This window comes from Mesorhizobium sp. WSM4813, from assembly GCF_055811555.1.
The window spans coordinates 60655-81958 of the sequence record NZ_JBVVQU010000015.1 but is presented as its reverse complement, the minus strand read 5'-3'; the positions used below and the strand labels follow the sequence as shown (position 1 = coordinate 81958).

Annotated in this window: 18 protein-coding genes; 11 read left to right on the top strand and 7 right to left on the bottom strand. The window is 62.5% G+C overall.

Going from position 1 to position 21304, the window contains the following annotated elements:
* Nucleotides 1-83: 83 nt before the first annotated feature.
* From AC0L25_RS11125 to AC0L25_RS11115, 3 genes are read right to left on the bottom strand one after another with little or no spacing between them, the layout of a single operon-like run.
* Complete coding sequence (locus AC0L25_RS11125) at nucleotides 84-1721, bottom strand: acyl-CoA synthetase (protein WP_473595526.1); 1638 nt, start codon at nucleotides 1719-1721, stop codon at nucleotides 84-86.
* Between the two features lie 58 nt (nucleotides 1722-1779).
* Nucleotides 1780-2109, bottom strand: coding sequence for a type II toxin-antitoxin system RelE/ParE family toxin (locus AC0L25_RS11120; RefSeq protein WP_473595525.1), 330 nt, complete (start codon nucleotides 2107-2109; stop codon nucleotides 1780-1782).
* Nucleotides 2110-2111: 2 nt separating this feature from the next.
* Nucleotides 2112-2357, bottom strand: coding sequence for a type II toxin-antitoxin system ParD family antitoxin (locus tag AC0L25_RS11115; RefSeq protein ID WP_473595524.1), 246 nt, complete (start codon nucleotides 2355-2357; stop codon nucleotides 2112-2114).
* Between the two features lie 175 nt (nucleotides 2358-2532).
* Between AC0L25_RS11115 and AC0L25_RS11110 the strand changes: the two genes are divergently transcribed.
* Both AC0L25_RS11110 and AC0L25_RS11105 read left to right on the top strand, forming a co-directional pair.
* Nucleotides 2533-3498: a sugar-binding transcriptional regulator gene (locus AC0L25_RS11110; RefSeq protein ID WP_473595523.1), complete on the top strand. Its 966-nt coding sequence runs from the start codon at nucleotides 2533-2535 to the stop codon at nucleotides 3496-3498.
* An 85-nt stretch (nucleotides 3499-3583) separates the two neighbouring features.
* Nucleotides 3584-5638 (top strand): bifunctional aldolase/short-chain dehydrogenase, encoded by a 2055-nt coding sequence (locus tag AC0L25_RS11105; RefSeq protein WP_473595522.1) that lies wholly within the window; start codon nucleotides 3584-3586, stop codon nucleotides 5636-5638.
* A 66-nt stretch (nucleotides 5639-5704) separates the two neighbouring features.
* On the opposite strand, the gene AC0L25_RS11100 is transcribed toward AC0L25_RS11105, so the two are convergent.
* The 3 genes from AC0L25_RS11100 to AC0L25_RS11090 all read right to left on the bottom strand — a co-directional run bounded on the left by AC0L25_RS11100 (nucleotide 5705) and on the right by AC0L25_RS11090 (nucleotide 9369).
* Nucleotides 5705-6760 carry a substrate-binding domain-containing protein gene (locus tag AC0L25_RS11100; RefSeq protein ID WP_473595521.1) on the bottom strand — a complete coding sequence of 352 codons (1056 nt, stop codon included), beginning with the start codon at nucleotides 6758-6760 and terminating at the stop codon, nucleotides 5705-5707.
* A 62-nt stretch (nucleotides 6761-6822) separates the two neighbouring features.
* Nucleotides 6823-7821: an ABC transporter permease gene (locus AC0L25_RS11095; protein ID WP_473595520.1), complete on the bottom strand. Its 999-nt coding sequence runs from the start codon at nucleotides 7819-7821 to the stop codon at nucleotides 6823-6825.
* Between the two features lie 36 nt (nucleotides 7822-7857).
* Entirely contained in the window at nucleotides 7858-9369 is a 1512-nt protein-coding gene (locus AC0L25_RS11090) for a sugar ABC transporter ATP-binding protein (protein WP_473595519.1), read from the bottom strand.
* Between the two features lie 135 nt (nucleotides 9370-9504).
* Between AC0L25_RS11090 and mtnK the strand changes: the two genes are divergently transcribed.
* The 9 genes from mtnK to apnL all read left to right on the top strand — a co-directional run bounded on the left by mtnK (nucleotide 9505) and on the right by apnL (nucleotide 20524).
* Nucleotides 9505-10776: an S-methyl-5-thioribose kinase gene (gene mtnK / locus AC0L25_RS11085; protein ID WP_473595518.1), complete on the top strand. Its 1272-nt coding sequence runs from the start codon at nucleotides 9505-9507 to the stop codon at nucleotides 10774-10776.
* Nucleotides 10773-11864 carry an S-methyl-5-thioribose-1-phosphate isomerase gene (gene mtnA / locus AC0L25_RS11080; RefSeq protein ID WP_473595517.1) on the top strand — a complete coding sequence of 364 codons (1092 nt, stop codon included), beginning with the start codon at nucleotides 10773-10775 and terminating at the stop codon, nucleotides 11862-11864. Before mtnK ends, mtnA begins: the two co-directional genes overlap by 4 nt.
* Nucleotides 11865-12194: 330 nt before the next feature.
* Nucleotides 12195-13022, top strand: coding sequence for a phosphogluconate dehydrogenase C-terminal domain-containing protein (locus tag AC0L25_RS11075; protein ID WP_473595516.1), 828 nt, complete (start codon nucleotides 12195-12197; stop codon nucleotides 13020-13022).
* A gap of 324 nt (nucleotides 13023-13346) precedes the next feature.
* Nucleotides 13347-14288, top strand: coding sequence for a D-ribose ABC transporter substrate-binding protein (locus AC0L25_RS11070; RefSeq protein WP_127316071.1), 942 nt, complete (start codon nucleotides 13347-13349; stop codon nucleotides 14286-14288).
* Between the two features lie 94 nt (nucleotides 14289-14382).
* Nucleotides 14383-15042, top strand: coding sequence for a DUF2291 family protein (locus AC0L25_RS11065; protein WP_473595515.1), 660 nt, complete (start codon nucleotides 14383-14385; stop codon nucleotides 15040-15042).
* Nucleotides 15039-16595 (top strand): sugar ABC transporter ATP-binding protein, encoded by a 1557-nt coding sequence (locus AC0L25_RS11060; protein WP_473595514.1) that lies wholly within the window; start codon nucleotides 15039-15041, stop codon nucleotides 16593-16595. Before AC0L25_RS11065 ends, AC0L25_RS11060 begins: the two co-directional genes overlap by 4 nt.
* Nucleotides 16588-17652 (top strand): ABC transporter permease, encoded by a 1065-nt coding sequence (locus AC0L25_RS11055; protein ID WP_292508348.1) that lies wholly within the window; start codon nucleotides 16588-16590, stop codon nucleotides 17650-17652. Before AC0L25_RS11060 ends, AC0L25_RS11055 begins: the two co-directional genes overlap by 8 nt.
* A gap of 2 nt (nucleotides 17653-17654) precedes the next feature.
* A complete protein-coding gene (locus AC0L25_RS11050; protein WP_473595513.1) occupies nucleotides 17655-18689 on the top strand; it encodes a Gfo/Idh/MocA family protein in 1035 nt (344 codons plus the stop codon).
* Complete coding sequence (apnL, locus tag AC0L25_RS11045; protein ID WP_473595512.1) at nucleotides 18686-20524, top strand: D-apionate lactonase; 1839 nt, start codon at nucleotides 18686-18688, stop codon at nucleotides 20522-20524. Before AC0L25_RS11050 ends, apnL begins: the two co-directional genes overlap by 4 nt.
* A 2-nt stretch (nucleotides 20525-20526) precedes the next feature.
* Here apnL and AC0L25_RS11040 read toward each other — a convergent pair whose 3' ends face one another.
* Nucleotides 20527-21240, bottom strand: coding sequence for a transcriptional regulator NanR (locus AC0L25_RS11040; protein ID WP_258119417.1), 714 nt, complete (start codon nucleotides 21238-21240; stop codon nucleotides 20527-20529).
* Nucleotides 21241-21304 lie beyond the last annotated feature (64 nt).

The window sequence follows — 21304 nt, the reverse complement described above, 5'->3', positions numbered from 1 at the left end:
ACTGAGGGATCTTTTTGCTCCGTTCATGCTGGGCTTAGCTGGGCCAACAATGATCTGACACCGATCAACGAGTCCTGACCTACCTACCCCTTCGCCATCTCCCTCAGCCGGAACTTCTGGATCTTGCCGGTCGAGGTCTTCGGGATTTCGGCGAAGATCACCGCTTTCGGCACCTTGAAGCGGGCGAGCAGCGCGCGGCAGTGATCGGTGATCTCGGCTTCGGTCGCCCTCCTGCCCGGCTTCAGCTCGACATAGGCAACCGGTACCTCGCCCCATTTGTCGTCGGGCCTGGCGACGACGCCGCAGGAGGCGACGGCAGGATGCTTGTAGAGCGCCTCTTCGACCTCGATCGATGAGATGTTCTCGCCACCGGAAATGATGATGTCCTTGGAGCGGTCCTTAAGTTGGATATAGCCGTCGGGATGCATGACACCGAGGTCGCCTGAATGGAACCAGCCGCCGGCGAAGGCCTCGTCGCTCGCCTTGCGGTTCTTTAGATAGCCCTTCATGACGATGTTGCCGCGGAACATGACCTCGCCGATCGTCTCGCCGTCGGCCTGCGTCTCCACCATCGTCTCGGGGTCCATCACCGTCAGATCCTCGAGCGCGGCATAGCGCACGCCTTGCCTGGCCTTCCTCGCCACCCTGAGACCCTTGTCCAGCCCGTCCCACTCGCCATGCCATTCGTTGACGACGGCCGGGCCATAGGTCTCGGTAAGGCCGTAGAGGTGAATGACCGCAAAGCCTGCATCGGCCATGCCCGACAGCACTGCTTCCGGCGGCGGTGCCGCGGCCGTGCTGAAGGTGACCGTCTGCGGAAATTGCCGCTTGTCCTCGTCGCTGGCATTGATCAGCACCGACATCACGATCGGCGCGCCGCACAGATGGGTGACGCCATGATCGGCAATGGCGTCATAGATCGGCTTCGGCCGCACCCAGCGCAGGCAGACATGGGTGCCTGCCTGCACGGCCAGCGTCCATGGAAAGCACCAGCCATTGCAGTGGAACATCGGCAGCGTCCACAGATACACCGCATGCTTGCCCATGCCGGCATGGATGGTGTTGGCGTAGGCCATCAGTGCCGCACCGCGATGGTGATAGACGACGCCCTTCGGATTGCCTGTGGTGCCGGACGTGTAGTTGAGCGAGATCGCGTCCCATTCGTCGTCGGGCATCGACCAGGCGAAATCCTCGTCGCCGCCTGCGACGAAGTTCTCGTAGTCGAGCGTGCCGATCCGCTGGCCCTTGTGATATGGGGCGTCGGCAGCGTATTCGGGATCGTCATAGTCGATGACCAGCGGTTTTACCTTAGCCAGCGCCAGCGCCTCGCTGACGACATTTGCGAATTCGAGATCGACGACAAGCACCTTGGTTTCGGCATGGTCGAGCTGGAAGGCGATGACCGCGGCGTCAAGGCGGGTGTTGAGCGAATGCAGCACCGCCTTGGTCATCGGCACGCCGAAATGCGCTTCCAGCATCGGTGGCGTGTTGGACAGCATGACGGTGACGGTGTCGCCCTTGCCGATGCCGCGCTTGGAGAGCGCCGAGGCAAGCTTCAGCGACCGCCGCCAGAAATCGCGATAGGTTGTGCGCTGGCGACCATGAATGATGGCGACATGGTCGGGAAAGGTCTTTGCCGCCCGCTCGAGATAGCTGAGCGGCGTCAGCGGCTGGTGATTGGCTGGATTCCTGTCGAGATCCTGTTCGTAGGGATTGCCCATCCCGTCCTCCCCATGTTTGTCGAACGCTTCGGGACGCTGACGAGCTAGGCCGCCTCAGCTACTCCTGGCGCCCCTGCCCGCCTTCACCTTCTGACCATAAAGCATTGAAGTCGCGATGCCCTTCGATGATGTTCGCCACCTCGAAGCAATCGCCGTGATAGCGGGAGAAAATGATGCATCCCCGGAAAGCGAAACTCCGGATGTCCCGCCGGAGATCGGGACGAGCACGACCGATCGTTGCCTGCAAGCTCGCCAGATCACGGCATTTCTGGCGCAGAGCATCCACAAATCGCCGGCCAAGCACCAAGCTGCCGCTTTCGCGAGTGACGTATTCAAAGATATTGACCAAATCTGTCTGCACCGACGGCAGCATGCGCAGCCTTGGCACTCCTAGAAGCCTTCCTTTGCGAGTTGCTCAGCCTTGGTTTCCATGGCCGCGTCAATATCCTGCTCGGTCGCTTCGCCGCCGTCGGCAAACGATTTGTCCAGCATGGCACGCAGCGCCTTCAGCTTTTCCTCGCGTTCCTCGACTAGGCGCAGGCCCTCGCGCACGACTTCGCTGGCAGAGCCGTAGCGGCCACGCTTCACAATGTTGGATACAAAGGTCTCCCAGCGGTCTCCCAGTGATACGTTCATTCTCAAACCTCCTGTTTGGTAAAAATGGTACTGTAATAACAATGAATGCGCAATTACTGACATTGGTATATGAACGGAATTCCCGACCTGCTTCGTCAACGTGAAAAAGCGACCAACGTCCTTACTCAATTTGACTTTTGTCGAGAGCCATGAATAATGTCAGCGAGGAGATGGCATGGCGATCCGACCGGCAGAACAGCTTATTCACAAGGCCGCCTGGCTCTACTATGCCCACGGCCTGCGTCAGGACCAGGTGGCCAGCCAGCTCAAGATTTCCCGGGCCTCGGTCGCCATGTATCTGCGCAAGGCGCGCGAGACCGGCATCGTCAACATCTCGACCTCGACCCAGCTTTTCACCGACGATGTCATGGCGCGCAAGCTTGAAGACGCATTCAAGCTCGATGCCGTCTGGATCGCGCCGGAAAACGGCCATGTCGCCGATGCGTCTACCGACATCGCGGTGCTGGCGGCCAGCGTCTTTCTCGAACTGATCAAGAAGGGCGACCGCATCGGCGTCGCTTGGGGCCGGACCATCTATACGATCGCCGACATCATGTCCTATGCCGATCTGCAGGATGTCACGGTGGTGCAGCTCTGCGGCAATCTCGGAGCCCCCTATTCCTACCGGCCCGACCAATGCACCATGGAAATCGCGCGCCGGCTCAACGCCAAGGGGCTCAACTTCTATGCGCCGCTGGTGCTGACGACGGAGGAACTGGCGCGCGGCCTGCGCGCCGAGCCGGTGATCCGCGAGCAGTTGTCGGGCATCAGTGCGTGCAATCTGGCGCTTTACTCGGTCGGCACCGTCGACGCCGACAGCCATGTCGTCAAATGCGGCGCGCTGACTGCGAGCGAAATGGATGTGCTGCGCCGCGCCGGAGCTGCCGGCGTGATCGCCGGGCAGATCATCGACGCGCAAGGCAAGGCGCTCGACTGCAGCTACAACCGGCGGATCATTTCGGCGGAGCTGTCATCGCTGCGCAAGATTGAAAAGCGCCTGGTGGTGGTGCAGGAGGACAGCAAGTTCGCACCGCTGGTGGCGGCGATCGCAGGTGGGCTGTGCACGCATCTGGTGGTCGGCGCACGGATGGCGCGACGGCTGCTCGACCATGCCGGACCGGTAGCGGAAAAGGTCGCCTAGATACGCAAACGCCGCCGCGGGCGCATTGTCATCAAGGCGTCGCGGCATTCCTGTTCACAAACAAGAGAAATCGGACGAAGCGAACATGAAGAACCTGTGGAATGATGGCGACGCGGAGAAAATCGTTGCCGACTATGCAAACAAGGGCGTTGCCCGCGACCTGGCGCTGCGCGTCTATACGACCAGGCTTCTGGGCGGCGAACCGCGGCTTGTCCTGCATGGCGGCGGGAACACATCGTGCAAGACGAAGGCCACCGATCTTGTCGGCGACGAATGGGACGTGCTCTGCGTCAAGGGCAGCGGCTGGGACATGGGCGTCATCGAGCCGCAGGGCCTGCCGGCGGTCAAGCTCGGCGCGCTGCTCAAGGCGCGCTCGCTCAAAAAACTCTCCGACGAGGATATGGTCGCCCTGCAGCGGGTGAACCTCATTGACCCGTCTTCGCCGAATCCTTCGGTCGAGACGCTGCTGCACGCTTTCCTGCCGCATAAATTCGTCGACCATACGCATTCGACCGCCGTTCTGGCCATTGTCGACCAGGACGACAGCGAGGCGCTGAGCAAGAAGGTCTTCGGCAATAAGATGGGGTTCGTGCCTTATATCATGCCGGGCTTCGACCTGGCGAAGGCGGCGGCCGATGTCTTCGATGCCGACCCGACGGTCGAAGGCCTGATCCTCGACAAGCATGGCATTTTCACTTTCGGCGACGATGCCAAGCAGGCCTACGACCGAATGATCCATTATGTGAACGTCGCCGAGGATTTCATCGCCAGCCACGGCAAGCCGCGCGCCGAAAAAGCGGCCTTGCCGGCCAGGCTGGCGAAACCTGCGGATATCGCGCCGATGCTGCGCGGTGCGGTGGCGGTGGCGCGCGGCGAAGGCCGCTTCGATCGCATGATCAGCGATTTCCGCACGTCAGAGGCGATCGTCGATTTCATCAATTCGGCCAGGATTGCCGACTATGCCGGGCGCGGCGTGTCGACGCCCGACCTGTCGATCCGCATCAAGACCGGACCGATGGCGCTGCCGGCGCCCGACGCCGACAAGATCGGCGACTACAAATCCGTCATCCGTCAACATGTCGAGAAATTCGCCAAGGACTATCGCGCCTACTTCGAAACCAACGACGCGCTCGACGATGTGAAGCGCACGATGCTCGACCAGATGCCGCGCCTGACGCTGGTGCCCGGCCTCGGCATGTTCGGCCATGGCCGTACGCTCAAGGATGCGAAGATCGCCTCCGACGTCGGCGAAATGTGGATCGAGGCGGTGCGCGGCGCCGAGGCGGTCGGCAATTTCCGCCCGCTGTCCAAAGCCGACCTGTTCCCGCTCGAATACTGGTCGCTGGAACAGGCCAAGCTCGCCTCGAATAAGCCGAAGCCGCTGACCGGCCAGGTTGTGCTGGTCACCGGCGGCGCCGGCGCGATTGGTGCCGCCACCGCAAAGCTGTTTGCCGATAATGGCGCCCATGCTGTCGTCGTCGATCTCGACGCGTCAAGGGCGACGGAAGCGGCGAAGAAAGCCGGCAACAGTTCGATCGGCATCGGCGCCGACATCACCGATCCAGAGCAGATGCGCGCTGCGTTCGACAAGGCGGTCGCCGTCTTCGGCGGCCTCGACATTCTCGTCTCGAATGCCGGTGCGGCCTGGGAGGGCAGGATCGGCGAGCTCGACGACGCCACCTTGCGCAAGAGCTTCGAGCTCAATTTCTTCGCCCACCAGTCGGCGGCACAGAATGCGGTGCGCATCATGCTCGAACAGGGCACCGGCGGCGTGCTCCTGTTCAACACCTCCAAGCAGGCAATCAATCCGGGTCCGAAGTTTGGCGCCTACGGCATACCGAAGGCGGCAACGCTGTTCCTGTCCAGGCAGTATGCCCTCGACTACGGCGCCTATGGCATCCGCTCGAATGCCGTCAACGCCGACCGCATCCGCTCAGGGCTTTTGACCGACGCCATGATCGCCAGCCGCTCGGGCGCGCGCGGGGTGTCGGAAAAGGAATATATGGCGGGCAACCTGCTCGGCCAGGAGGTGACGGCCGAAGACGTGGCCCAGGCCTTCCTGCATCAGGCGTTGGCCGAGCGGACCACCGCCGATGTGACGACGGTGGACGGCGGCAACATCGCGGCGGCTTTGAGGTAGGCTCAAGAACAGCCCAGACGCGAAAAGAGCGGCTCGAAAGCCGCTCTTTTCTGCCATCAAAAAAAGCTATTTGGCGTTCGGGTTCGGCATCCAGGCCGGCATCGCGACATCGGCATGGGCGAACTGCGGCAGCTTGGCCGAGAGGTCTTCCATGTTCTTGATGTCCTTGTCGAGGAGGTCCTTCTGGGTGATCAGCGTCGGCGGCACGATGACATTGTGGCCGGGGTCTTCGCCGGCCAAAAGCTGCGCCAGCGCGCGCACCGAAACCTGACCGACGACGGCGGGATTGGTGGCGGCGGTTGCCGCCCAAGCGCTGTCGGGCTCGCGCATCGCAGCGATGTCGGAGGTCGAGATGTCGGCCGAATAGATCTTGATGTCCTGGGACAGACCGGCCTCGTCGACGGCGATCTTAACGCCCTTGGCGAATTCATCATAGGGCGCGAACATCACCTTGATATCGGGGTTGGCCGACAGCACCGAGCGGGCCTGGTTGGCGACGGAATTGGCGATCGGATTGTCGAGCGTGCCGAACATCGCAGCCTCGTTGATGCCCGCATATTTCTTCTTGAACTCGACCCAGGTCTCGTTGCGGCGGTCGAGCGGCGCGATGCCGGCTACGTAGACATAGCCGGCCTTCCAGCTCTCGCCATTGTCCTTGATCGCCTGTTCGAGCGCGAGGCGTGCAAGGTCGCGGTCGGACTGTTCGATCTGCGGGATTTTGGGGTTTTCGACATTGACGTCGAAGGCTACGACCTTGATGCCGGCGTCGACCGCGCGCTGGGCGGCTTCCTTCATCGATTCCGTTAAGCCGTGCTGGATGATGATGCCCTGGACGCCGAGCGCAATGGCCTGGTCGACCATGTCTGCCTGAAGGGCGGCATCCTGACGGCTGTCGAGGACGCGCAGATCGACGCCAAGCGCCTTGGCCTGCGCTTCGACACCGGACAGATAGGCCTGGAAGAAGTCACCGGTCGAGAGATAGCGGACCAGCGCGATCTTGACGGCACCGGGTTTGTCGAACGGCGCCGGCTTGTCCTGCGCCATCGCCGGGAGCTGCATCAGCAGCGTGGCGCCGGCGAGCCCGAGTGCTGCCTTCCCCAAACGTCTTCTCGTGATCTTCATGTTGTCTCCTCCACTTGTTGAACTCAAATTTCAGCCGACCGAAAATCCTATCTGTCGAAATCCTACCTCTTGCCCCTGCCGGAAAGGGCGAAGGTGAAGACAAGGGCAACTACAAGAACCACGCCCTTGATGAAATCCTGCGTGTAGTAGGGCGCGTTCATCATCGTCAGGCCCTGCAGCAGCACGCCGACAAACACCGCACCGACGGCCGTGCCGAAGGCGTTCGGCTTGGCGGCCCCGAGGACCGCGTAGCCGATGAGCGCCGCGGCGACAGCGTCGAGCAGGAGATTATTACCCGAGGCGATGTCGCCGCGTCCAAGCCGGGCAGCGAGCAAAATGCCGCCGATCGAGGCAAAAACCCCTGAAATAACGTAGGCAGGCGCGCCGGCGAGTTCGGCAGCCCGTTCGTTGCTGCCGACCGCATACATCATGCGGCCAAAACGGGTGTATTCGAGAAAAAACCAGATCAGCACCGCAAGCACGAGCAGGACGACCACCGAAACCGGGATGAGGTTGGGGATGAAGAAATCGAAGCGGTGGCGGCCAAGCGCCAGGAAGGCGGCGCCGAACGTGCCGTTGGCGACCGAGCCATCGGGCATCGTCATGCCGGTGGCGATCGAGCGGCCCTCTGTCGGAATGCGCTGCAGGCCGACGAGCAGGAACATCATGCCGAGGGTCGCCAGAAGGTCCGGCACGCGCATATAGACGATCAGCCAGCCATTGATGAGGCCGACAATGGCGCCGATCAAGAGACAGGCGATAACCGCGACGACGGCGTTCTGCTCCAGCACCACCATGACATAGGCGGCTGCCATCATGGCACTGGTGGCGACCGAGCCGATCGACAGGTCGAAGCCGCCGACGACCAGGGTAGCAGTGACGCCAAGCGCCAGCACGCCGGTGATGGCGACCGACTGAAAGATGAAGACGGCGCTTTGCGGCGAGACGAAGCCATCGGCGGCGATGGCGAAATAGGCGATCAACCCGAACAGCAGAACGATGAAGCCATAGCGGATGGCATGGTCGCGCGCGGCTGCCATCCTTACCCAACCCGAACTCATGCCCTCTCCATTCCACGTCCCATTACCTGTCCGCCCTCACGCTGCGCTGTGCAACGGCCCGCCCGCCACTTCGGCCAGCAGACGCTCAAGGTCGATGTCGGCGTTGCGATGTTCGCCGACGATCGTCTGCTCCGATATCACCAGGATGCGATCGGCGGTCTCCAGCGCCTCGTCGAGTTCAGTGACGAACAGCAGCGTCGCACGGCCGTTCGCGCTCGCCCGCAGCTTGGCCGCGATATCGCGCCTGGCCGAAATGTCGACGCCCTGAAAAGGCTCGTCCAGGACGAACAGTTTTGCGGCCTGCGACATCCAGCGGGCGACCATCACCTTCTGCTGGTTGCCGCCGGAAAGGGCTGACATGTCGTCCTTCTCCGAGCGGCAGACGATGCCCAGTTCCCGAATCTGCTGGCGGGCGGTGGTGCGCTCGATGCCGCGCTTGAGGACGCCGAGACGCGACATCCGCTTGTGGAACGGCAGACTGATATTTTCCTGAATGTTGAAGTCGCCGACGATCCCGTTTTCGCTCCGATCCTTGGCGACGAGAAACACGCCGGCGGTGATCGCCTCGCCCGTCGATCCCGGTGCATAGGGTTTCCCGTTCAGCACCATGGTGCCGGAGAGCGGCTTGCGTACGCCGAACAGCGTCTCGGCGAGCGCGGTCTTGCCGACGCCGACGAGGCCGGTGATGGCGACGACCTCGCCGTCGCCGAGCGTCAGCGAGATCGGCCTGGAACCTTCTGCAATCCGTAACCCGTCGATTATCAGGACAGGCTTGGCCGAATTCCTGGCGACGATCCGGTCGAGGTGGATCTTGCGGCCGAGCATGGCGTTGACCGCACCTTCATAATCGAGTGGCTTACGGTCGAAGACACCTGAGATGACCCCATCGCGCATCGAGACGATACGGTCGGCAAGCCGCCTGATGTCGGACATGCGGTGCGAGATGTAGAGGATTGCGACGCCGTGCTCGCGAAGCCTGTCGAGCAGTGCGAACAGCCGGTCGGCCTCGGCGCTCGACAGAGAGGAGGTCGGCTCATCGAGGATCAGCACTTTCGGCTGGTGCGCCATGGCGCGGGCAATCGCCACCATCTGGCGGTCGGCCAGCGACAGATCGCTGATCCGGGCCTTCAAGTCGATCATCAGCCCCATGCGGTCGGCAACTGCTTTTGCCTCGCGACGCACCCGGCCCGGATTGAACAGGGTCGGCGCGCCACTGCCGCTCAGCCTGTCGAGCGTCAAATTGGTGGCGACATCGAGATCGGCGACGACACCGTCGTTGATGTTCTGATGAACGGTGACGACGCCGGCGCGGATCGCCTCCGCCGGCGTTTTTGGCGCGAAGTCCTGGCCGGCCAGGCTCATCGTGCCGCCGCCGCGCTCGTAGACGCCGCTGATGATTTTGACCAGGGTGGATTTGCCGGCGCCGTTGGCGCCCATCAGCACGGTTACTTCGCCGGCATGCAAATCGAGCGAGACGCCGCCAAGCACCTCGATCCGGCCGAAGGACTTCCTCAGCCCGTCCACGCGGAACACGGCATCATTGCCCATTCGTTCCTCCCTGACCATGACGCTAGGGACTGTTCCGGCAATTGTCAACACGATTGACAATTGCCAGAGGGCTTCCTAGCTTGGACCAACCGTGATGGCTCCACTATGATGAGAGCGCGTAAGCGGGAGGTGAGGATGACTGGGAAATTGCCGTTCGAAGCACTGTCGGTCGAAACATTGGCTTCACGCCTCGGCGCCAACGAGGCGCTGTGCTCGCACATCGGCAAGGACACGAGCCGCTGGAAGGTTCGCGAGGTCGGCGACGGCAATCTGAACCTGGTCTTCATCGTCGAGGGCGCCACGGGTGCTGCCGTCGTCAAGCAGGCCCTGCCCTATGTTCGCCTGGTCGGCGACAGCTGGCCGCTGCCGTTGAAGCGATCCTTCTTCGAGTATCACGCGCTGACGCGGCAAGAAGCGAGAGCGCCCGGTTCGGTGCCTGCGATCTATCACTTCGACGAAGGCCAGGCACTGATCATCATGGAATATCTGTCGCCGCATATCATCCTGCGGCGGGCGCTGATCCAGGGCCGGCAAATGCCCAACATCGCGAGAGACATCGGCCTGTTCATGGCCCGCACCCTGTTTCGCGGCTCCGACCTGCATATGGCGACCAAGGATCGTAAGGCCGATCTGGCGCTGTTCGCCGACAACGTCGATCTCTGCGACATCACGGAGAATCTGGTGTTCTCCGATCCCTATTTCGACGCCAAGATGAACCGGCATACGAGCCCGCAGCTCGACAGCATCGTTGCAGAATTGCGCGCGGACCGCGATCTCAAGGTCGAGGCGCAGCGGCTGAAGCACATTTTTGCGGCCAATGCGGAGACGCTGCTGCACGGCGACCTGCATTCCGGCTCGATCATGGTCACCGACACAGAAACGCGGATGATCGATCCCGAATTCGCCTTCTACGGCCCGATCGCCTTCGACGTCGGCATGCTGCTGGCCAATTTCTGGATGGCGTTCTTTTCGCAGCGCGGCCATGAGCAGAACGGAAAACGCGACGCCATGCGCGCCTATCTGCTCGACGTCACGGTCGAGACATGGTCGGTGTTCCGCACCGAGTTCTCGCATCTGTGGCGGACCGAGCGCACGGGCATGCTCTACCAGAAGAGCCTGTTCGAAGATCAGGGCGACAGGCTTGGTGCCGAACAGGCGCTCGGCCACATGCTGCATCAGCTCTGGACAGACATGCTGGGCTTTGCCGGCGTCGAGGTGCACCGGCGTATTCTGGGCCTCGCGCACAACGCTGATTTCGAGACCATTGCCGACGAGGATCTGCGCGCCACATGTGAGGCGAAGGCGCTGAAATTCGGCCGTCAGATCGCCGTCAACCGGCGCAAGATTCACAGCATCGACGAGGTCAACACGCTGGCCGCGCTGATCGAGCAGGAGAACAGGATTTGAACGTCGGCGACCGCCACTATCGCACCATCTGGCTGAGCGACGACGGGCGTTCGGTGGAGATCATCGACCAGCGCTGGCTGCCGCATAATTTCCGCGTGGAAAAAGTCGGCACCGTTGCCGGTATCGCAACGGCGATCCGTGATATGTGGGTGCGCGGCGCGCCACTGATCGGCGTCACATCAGCCTATGGCGTCGCCATGCAAATGGCCGACGACCCTTCGGATGCAGCACTCGACGGTGTCTGGGAGACCTTGCACGAAACGCGCCCGACCGCGATCAATCTGCGCTGGGCGCTCGACGAGATGCGAGGTTTCCTGCGGCCGCTTCCATCTGGACAGCGCGCCGAGGCTGCTTACCGGCGCGCCGGAGAAATCGCCGACGAGGATGTCGGCCTCAACCGCGCCATCGGCGTCAATGGGCTTGAAATCATCAAGGAAATCGCCGCACGCAAGCGGCCGGGCGAGCCAGTCAACATCCTGACCCACTGCAACGCCGGCTGGCTGGCCACCGTCGACTACGGCACCGCCACGGCGCCGATCTATCTGGCAACGGAAGCGGGCATTCCCGTTCACGTCTATGTCGACGAAACCCGACCGCGCAACCAGGGCGCTCAGCTGACCGCATGGGAGATGGCCGGCCACGGCGTGCCGCATACGCTGATCGTCGACAATGCCGGCGGCCATCTGATGCAGCGCGGCCAGATCGACATGGTCATCGTCGGGACGGACCGCACCACCGCCGACGGCGATGTCTGCAACAAGATCGGCACCTATTTGAAGGCGCTGGCCGCGGCCGACAACGACGTGCCGTTCTATGTCGCGCTGCCCTCGCCGACCATTGACTGGACGGTGGGTGACGGGCTGGCCGAAATCCCGATTGAACAGCGTTCCAGCGATGAGGTCTCGCTGGTCTGGGGCAAGACCGCGAATGGCGAGATCGCGCAGGTCCGCATCTCGCCGGAAACGACGCCCGCGGCGAACCCGGCCTTCGACGTGACGCCCGCACGGCTGGTCACCGGATTGATAACGGAACGAGGCGTCGCCAAGGCGTCGCGCGAAGGCTTGAAGGCAATGTTTCCCGGACGCTGATGATCCGGCTTCATTGACTTTCGAAAGCGGCATCAGCGAAAAGAGTCCAGCTGTCCTTATCCGTAGCAAGGCGCGGCTGCGTCTCATCCAGAGTAGCTCATCTCTGACAGCCGGCATTTTGATGGCGGCCGATTCTGCGTGGCATCTTGGTGCTCGCCTCGCCGGCACGCGGACAAGTTAAAGCGACGCGATCGTCTAACAACCTACGGCACTGACGAAGCGGGCCGCATCCGATTCCTATCCAGTTGCCAAAACTTGGTAGGGTGATTATACCACCTACTAGGATGACGATCGGCAGAGCCTCGTTGGAGATCAGGGAGTAACGGCTAGATGACAACGATTGCGCTGTTTGGTGCCGGCGGGAAAATGGGTTACCGCCTGTCGACCAATTTTCGCGGCTCTCCCTACACGGTACGCCATGTCGAGGTCAGCGACGTCGGCCGCGAGCGGCTAAAGACGGGGTTGGGCATTGGCGCGGTCAGCGCCGAGGAAGCCTTGAATGGTGCCGAAGTGGTAATCCTGGCGGTTCCCGACACCCATATCGGCAAGGTGGCGGCCAGCATCGAGGGCAAGCTTGCATCCGGCGCGATGGTCATCGTGCTGGATGCCGCAGCACCTTTCGCCGGCCATTTGCCCAAGCGGCCGGACCTGACCTATTTCGTCACCCATCCCTGCCATCCGCCGATCTTCAACGATGAGACCGATATGGCGGCCAAGAAGGACTATTTCGGCGGCGTCAAGGCCAAGCAGCATATGGTCAGCGCCCTGATGCAGGGGCCGGAGGAAGATTTCGCCAAAGGCGAAGCAATCGCCAAGATCATCTGGGCTCCGGTCATGCGGTCGCATCGCGTCACGGTCGACCAGATGGCGTTGCTCGAACCAGGCCTTTCGGAGACCGTCTGCGCCTCGCTGCTCGTCGTCATGAAGGAAGCTGTCGACGAGGTCGTCGCGCGCGGGGTCGACCAGCAGGCGGCACTAGACTTCCTGCTTGGCCACATGAACGTGCTCGGCGCCGTCATCTTCGGTGAAACCAAGGGTGTGTTCTCCGACGCCTGCAACAAGGCCATCGAGTTCGGCAAGCCGGTCTTGATGCGTGACGACTGGAAGCGGGTCTTCGAGCCGGAAGAGATCGCAGCGAGCATCCAACGCATCACCTGAGGCGAATCGCCGAAAGCCGTTTGGGTGTGGTCCACGCAGTCCCTCGAAGCTCTAACCGGCACATATCATCTGAATTAGTGATTGACTCATCATACCAGTTGGCTTAGCTGTTCGTAAGCTCGGGGCCAACCAGGCCTCGCAAGGAATTTTCGAGGCTTGGGCGAGCGGAGGACGGCTGGGGACTGGGGCGCGACGATCCGTTCAGAGGAAGCCGGCAAAACGGTTTTGAAACTGAAGCGGTCCGCGATCTCTTGTGCCGCACGACGAATTGAAATGCAGACAGTGACCTGAGTCGACCAGGGCTTTTTCAAACGGGAGGAAATCATGAAACTTACTCGCAGAATGACACTTGCGGCTTTTGCCGGCATGCTGGCGCTTGGCACCGCCGCACCCGCCTATGCGGCGGATCTCATTGCCATCATCACGCCCTCGCACGACAATCCGTTCTTCAAGGCCGAAGCCGTCGGCGCGGAAGCAAAGGCCAAGGAACTCGGATACGAGACTCTGGTCCTGGTTCATGACGACGACGCCAACAAGCAGTCGGAGCTGATCGACACCGCGATCGGCCGCGGCGCCAAGGCGATCATCCTCGACAATGCCGGCGCCGACGCCACGGTCGCCGCCGTGCAGAAGGCCAAGGACGCGGGCGTTCCGTCCTTCCTGATAGACCGCGAGATCAACGCCACCGGTGTCGCCGTCGCGCAGATCGTTTCCAACAACTATCAGGGCGCCCAGCTCGGCGCGCAGGAGTTCGTCAAGCTGATGGGCGAGAAGGGCAATTTCGTCGAGCTGGTCGGCAAGGAATCCGACACTAATGCCGGCATTCGCTCGAAGGGCTATCACGACGTAATCGACGACTATCCGGACCTGAAGATGGTGGCACAGCAATCGGCCAACTGGAGCCAGACCGAAGCCTATTCCAAGATGGAATCGATCCTCCAGGCCAATCCTGATATCAAAGGCGTGATCTCCGGCAACGACACGATGGCGATGGGCGCCTATGCCGCGCTCGCCGCAGCCGGACGCAAGGACGTCATCGTCGTCGGCTTCGACGGGTCGAATGACGTGCGCGACTCGATCGCCTCAGGCGGCATCAAGGCCACAGTCCTGCAGCCGGCCTATGCGCAGGCGCAGATGGCAGTCGAGCAGGCCAACGATTTTATCAAGAACAAGAAGTCTCCAGCCGAGGAAAAGCAGCTGATGGACTGCGTCCTGATCAATGGCGACAATGCCGCCAAGCTGGAAACCTTCGCGCTGACCAACTGAGCCGGGCGTGACATCAATCGCAAGGGACGAGCTTCCGGCTCGTCCCTTGCTTCCATTTACTGGGTGCCCTGACCGCCATGCCGAACAAGCCGACATGTTGAACAAGCTCACTTGGCCGAGCCTTGCCGCGCCGATCCTTGCCGTGACCGTCGGCATCAGCCTGACCGCCTGCAAGATCCTGCCGACACCGTCCGGGGAAAACGGCGGCAATGCCCCGGCCTTCAACGCGGACAAAATGGTCGGCGATATCTGGGCTGCCAAGGCGGTGCCCTATCTCCAGCAGAAAGCCGGGCCATTTCCCGAGGTTCACGCCCTGGCGAAAGCCGATCCTGCCGCCGCCGGCGCCAAGTATGGCAATCCGAAGAAGCAGGCGAATTCGCCGTGGACCTTTGCGGTTCGCCTCGAAGGCAAGATTGTTGCGGCGAATACACAGTCACGCGCGGCGACCATGGATGTAGATGCCAACGGTGACGGCAAGGCGGATGCGCGGGTGCAGATCGGACCCGCGATGCGTGGCACCGCGCTGCGCGACAGCCTCGACTTCATCCAGTTCAACGATTTTACCAACCAGATCGACTTCGCCCAGTTCGGCAAGGCGTTCAACATCTATGCCGACAAGACGGTGCTTTCCAAGCTGCCGCGCGAAGCGCTGGAGGGCCGGAGCGTTAGGGTTGTCGGCGCCTATGTCATGGGCAGCGGCCAGGACCTGCCGCTGGTGACGCCGGCGGAGGCAGAGATCGGGCCCAAGCCATGACTGCCACCATCGATCACGATGTCATCCTGAAGCTGGAAGACGTCTCCAAGGTCTATTCGGGCACCGTCGCGGTCAAGCGCGCGAATTTCGAGGTGCGAAAGGGCGCGGTCAACGTGCTGGTCGGCGAAAACGGCGCCGGCAAATCGACGCTGATGAAGATCATCGCCGGCGTCGAACAGCCGACGCTCGGCCGCATTCTCCTGGAGGGTGAAGAGGTTTCCTTCTCCTCGTCCGGGGACGCGGTGAACCGCGGCATCGGCATGGTGTTTCAGGAGCTGAACTTGTTCGGCAACCTGACGGTCGCTGAGAATATTTTTGCGACGCGCGAGATCACCAACCGGTTCGGCAAGATCGACAGCAGAGAACAGGAGCGCCGCGCGGCGGAATTCCTCCAGCGGCTGGAAGCCGACATCCAGCCCGAGATGCTGGTCGAGGACCTGCGCATCGGCCAGCAGCAGCTGGTCGAGATCGCCAAGGCGGTTTCGCTCGATGCGCGCATCCTGATCATGGACGAACCGACCTCGGCGCTGAGTGCAGCGGAAGTCGAAATCCTGTTCAAGGTGATTGCTGACCTCAAGGAGCGCGGCGTGGCGATCGTCTACATCTCGCATCGTCTCGAGGAACTGATCCGCATCGGCGACTACATCACCGTGCTGCGCGACGGCCGCATCACCGGCCAGGAGAAGATGAAAAACGTCGACACGCAATGGATCGTGCGGCAGATGATCGGCTCTGACGCCAAGGACTTCGCCAAGGCCGACGGCCATGTTCCGGGCGAAGAGATATTCCGCGCCGAGGGCATCTGCCTGCCGAGTGTGACCGGCGGGCTTGCGGTCGATCATGTCTCGCTGTCGCTGCGCACCGGCGAGATCCTCGGCATCTACGGCCTGATGGGCGCCGGGCGCAGCGAGCTGTTCGACTGCATCATGGGACGCCACGGCCACTCAACCGGAACGATTTTCATTGCCGGCAAGAAGGTGAAGGAGCGCGACACGACGCGACGCATCCGGCGCGGGCTGGCGCTGATCCCCGAGGACCGCCAGCGCGAAGGGCTGGTATCGATCCTGTCGGTTGCCAGCAATCTGACGCTGGCCAGCCTGTCGCGGTTTGTCCGTCTGTTCCATATCCGCGGCGTCAAGGAAAACCAGGCCGTGGCGCAGATGGTGCGGGAACTGGCGATCAAGGTCGCCGACCCGGCACAGGAGGTCTCGTCGCTGTCAGGCGGCAACCAGCAGAAGGTGGTCATCGGCAAGGCGCTGCTCACCGGACCGAAGGTGCTGCTGATGGATGAGCCCAGCCGCGGCATCGACGTCGGCGCCAAGGCTGACGTCTTCCGCACCATGCGCAAACTCTCCCGCGACGGACTGGGCATTCTGTTCGCCACCTCGGATCTCGACGAGGTGATGGCGCTGTCGGACCGGATCGCGGTGATGAGCAATGGAAAACTGACCGGCATGTTCGATCGCGCCGAGGCGACGGAAGCGGCACTTGTCGCCGCATCGGCGCTTGGCCACGGACCGGTCCCGTACACGGAGACCCACGCCCATGACTGATATCCCGGCCAAGGCTTCAGTTGCCTCGGCGTCGAGCGGCTCCGTGCTGCTGACGCTGATGAAGGCGAGGACGTTCATCGCGCTGATCGCCGTCCTGATCTTCTTCTCGATCGCGGCGCCGAATTTCCTGTCGGCCGCCAACCTGATCCTGATGTCGAAGCACGTGGCGCTGAACGCCTTCCTGGCCATGGGCATGACCTTCGTCATCATCACCGGAGGCATCGATCTGTCGGTCGGCTCGATCGTCGGCCTGTGCGGCATGGTCGCCGGCTATCTCGTGCTCAACGGCATCGACCTGCAGGTCGGCTACACGATCTATTTCAACGTCTTCGAGATCGCCCTGATCACACTTGCGGTCGGCATACTGATCGGCGCCGTCAATGGATTGCTGATCACCAGGCTGAATGTCGCGCCGTTCATCGCCACGCTCGGCGTGCTCTATGTCGCACGCGGCCTGGCGCTGCTGTCGTCCGATGGCCGCACCTTCCCGAACCTTGTCGGCAAGCCCGATCTGGGTACGACTGGGTTCGGCTTCCTCGGCGCCGGCCGGCTGCTCGGCCTGCCGGTTTCGATATGGATACTTGTCGTCGTAGCACTTGGGGCGGCCTATCTGGCCAAATACACCCCGCTCGGCCGCCACATCTTCGCCGTCGGCGGCAACGAGCGGGCGGCGCGGATTTCGGGCGTCAGGGTCAACATGGTGAAGATGTTCGTCTACATGTTCTCCGGCTTCTGCGCGGCGATCGTCGGCCTGATCATCTCGTCCGAACTGATGGCTTCGCATCCGGCGACCGGCGAGAGCTTCGAGCTCAACGCCATCGCAGCGGCGGTGCTCGGCGGCACCTCGATGTCGGGTGGCCGCGGCACGATCGGCGGCACCATCGTCGGCGCCTTCGTCATCGGCATTCTCTCCGACGGGCTGGTCATGATGGGCGTAAGCTCGTTCTGGCAGATGGTGATCAAGGGCCTCGTCATCATCGTCGCCGTCGTCGTCGACCAGGCGCAGCGCCGGCTGCAGAGCCGCGTGACGCTGATGCAGATGGCAAAGGCGGGCTGAGCGTGGCGGAACTGCGAGGAGCGCTGATCGGCTGCGGCTTTTTTGCCGTCAACCAGATGCACGCATGGCGTGACATCGCCGATGCGTCGATCGTCGCTATCTGCGACCGCGACACGGAACGGCTCAAAGTGGTCGGCGACCAGTTTGGCATCACGCGGCGCTATACCGACGCGGCAGCACTTTTTGCCGGCGAAAGACTGGATTTCGTCGATATCGCCACCACCGCACCGAGCCACCGTCCGCTTGTCGAGATGGCGGCGCGGCATCGCGTTCCGGCAATCTGCCAAAAGCCGTTCGCGCCGACGCTTGCTGACGCCAAGGCCATGGTGAAGGCCTGCTGTGACGCCGGCGTGCCGCTGATGGTGCATGAGAATTTTCGCTGGCAGTCGCCGATCCAGACGGTGCGTGCGGTGCTCGACAGCGGCGAAATCGGCACACCCTTCTTCGGACGCATCTCGTTCCGCTCGGCATATGACGTGTTTTCCGGCCAGCCCTATCTGGCGACGGGAAAGCGCTTCATCATCGAGGACCTCGGCATCCATAGTCTTGACATTGCCCGCTTTCTGCTGGGCGACGTTTCGACGATCACGACACGAACCGCTCGCATTAATCCCAACATTGCCGGCGAGGACGTCGCTACCATGCTGATGGACCACAAGAGCGGCGCAACGTCTGTGGTCGATTGCAGCTATGCGACCAAGCTCGCGACTGAGCCGTTTCCGCAGATGCTGGTCGAGATCGACGGCAGCGACGGCACGATCCGGCTCGAGCAGAATTACCGCCTCACCGTCACCGGCAGGAACGGAACGGTGGTCAGCGACGTCTCGCCGCCTCTGCTGCCCTGGGCATCGCGGCCGTGGCACAACATCCAGGAAAGCGTCGTCGCCATCCAAAAGCACTGGGTCGACTGCCTGGCGAGCAAAACCGAGCCGGCAACCTCGGGCGCCGACAATCTCAAGACTTTGGCGCTGGTCGAGGCCGCCTATGCGGGGGCCGCGAGCCGTGAGCCGGTGCAGCTCGACACCTTGCTGAGATGACCGCCGACGCCTTTCTCCTCTATGGCACACGCGCCGTCGAGGCCGAGCCGATCAGGCTGCGCGCCGGCGCTCTCAGCGCCGACTTCGTCAACGGCAATCTGCGCACGATCCGCCATGGCGGCATCGAAGTGCTGCGCGCCATTGCCTATATCGTCAGGGATCGCGACTGGGGCACTTACGAGCCGACGCTGATGGATCTAGTCATCGACCAGGGCGCCGACACTTTCTCCGTCAGCTATTCGGCAAATTGTGCCGGCCCGGGAGGAAGCCGGCTCGATTTTCGTGCAACGATCGAGGGTTGCGCCAACGGCCAGCTGGCTTTCGACGTGAGCGCCCTCCCCGATAGCGATTTCGAGACCAATCGCTGCGGCTTCTGCATCCTGCATCCGATCGCCGGCCTGGCTGGCAGCCCGGTTACGGTCGAACACACCGATGGCAGCGTGGTGGAAACAAAGCTTCCGGAGCTGATCGATCCCTGGCAGCCTTTCAAGGATCTGCGGGCGATCACCCATGAAGTCCGGCCCGGCGTCACGGCCGAATGCCGGATGGAAGGCGACGTGTTCGAGATGGAGGACCAGCGCAACTGGTCGGACGCGTCCTACAAGACCTATGTCCGGCCGCTCGCGCTGCCATGGCCCTATGTGCTGCCTGCCGGCAAGACTGTGCGCCAGACGATCAGTCTGCGTGTGACCGGCGCCGGAAAGGCGCCGGCTGCCGCAGCAGCCGCCGAACCTGTCCGCGTCGAGTTCGGCGAAGCCGGACCGCTGCTGCCGGATATCGGCGTCATCATCTACCCGGATGAGGTCGGGACGGCGCTTGCGAACCTGCCAGCACTGTCCGCGCTTGGCCCGCAACAGCTGATGTTCCACTACGATCCGACGCGCGGCCACGGCCTCGACGCCTTGCAGTCCTACGCCAGGCTCGCCGCAGCCTATCCGGCCAAGACGACGCTTGAATGCGTTGTTTCCTGCGTTGGCGATCTCGACGCGGAGCTTTCAGGCGCCGCCGATATGGTGCGACAGGCCGGGCTGAAGCTCTCGGCCATCGCCGTTTCGCCTTCGGTCGACCGGCAATCAACGCCGCCGGGCAGCGCATGGCCTGAATGCCCGCCGCTCGAAGACGTCTATGCTGCGGCGCGGCGCGCCTTCCCCGACATCCGCCTCGGCGGCGGCATGTTCAGCTATTTCACCGAACTCAACCGCAAGCGCGTTCCCGCCGGCCTGCTCGATTTTGTCACCCACTGCACCTGCCCGATCGTGCACGCCGCCGACGATCTCAGCGTCATGCAATCGTTGGAGGCGTTGCCTTTCATCACCGCGTCGGTACAGGCGATCTTCGGGCCAAAGCCCTACCGGATCGGCCCGTCGACCATCGCCATGCGGCAGAACCCCTATGGCGGTACGACCAAGGCCAATCCGCACGGTCAGCGCATCGCCATGGCCGACCGGGATCCTCGCCATGCCGGCATGTTCGCGGCAGCATGGACGATCGGCCATGCCGCGCGCGTCGCGCCGGCCGGGCTGGAGATGCTCACGCTGTCCAGCTTCACCGGACCGTTTGGCGTGCTGGCGGCATGCGGGGAACCCGTCGGCGAAGGTGAACCCCGGCCGATTTTCGAGGCTATCAAGGGGCTTTGCGAACTGGCCGGCTTCAGGCACATAGCGGCGAGGACTAGCGATGAGACGCGGGTGCTCACGCTGGCCGGCCGTTCTCCCGCGGGCCAGACCGTCATGTGGCTGGCGAATCTGACGGCGAGCGAAGTGACGGTTGATGTTTCCGGGTTCGACCGACCACACCTTGTGATGCCGCCCTACGCGATCACCCGGATCGGGTGAAATCAGCTGCCGGAATTCATCACATAGAGCGCGCGCGAGCGCTCGAGGTGCTTGATCATCGCCTTCTCAGCGCCGTCCGCATCCTTCTGCTCGATGCGCCCGATGATCTCTTCGTGTTCGGTCAGCGTGAAATTTTCCTTGCCGGTCCAGATCAGCATCTCGGTGTGATATTCCTTCAGCCAGCCAAGCATCGCTTCGCTGACCGCGACATAAATCGGGTTGCCGGATATTGCCGCGATCTGGGTATGAAACTTCATGTCCGCGGATATGAAGGCCTCGGAATCGCCGCGAAAGCTCCGCTGTTCGGCAACGGTTGCCCGCAACCGCTGCACGTCTTCGGCGGTGGCCTTTTCGGCGGCTTCCCTGACCATACCGCGCTCGAAGAAGATGCGCGCGTTCTTGAGGTGCTCCAGCGTGTCCTTCGACGACGACAGGATGATCTTGGCCGCGCCGTCGACCTGTTTGATGATCGACTTGGCGGTCAGCTGAAGCACTTTCGCCCGCTCGCCGTGCGAGATCGCAACAAGACCCATATTGCTCAACGCCTGCATCGCTTCGCGGATCGCAGGCCTGCCGACCTCGAAGCGCTCCATCAGTTCGCGCTCCGACGGCATGTCGTCGCCTGGCTGCAATTCGCCGCTGGTGATCAGGCGCTTCAGCCTCAAAAATACTTCGTCGGAAAGCTTGCGCCGGACGATCGGCTCGGAACGGTTCATCGTCGCGAATCACTCCTTTGACCGGTTTCTGTTTAACATTGCCATCACGAATCCCAGAATGCCT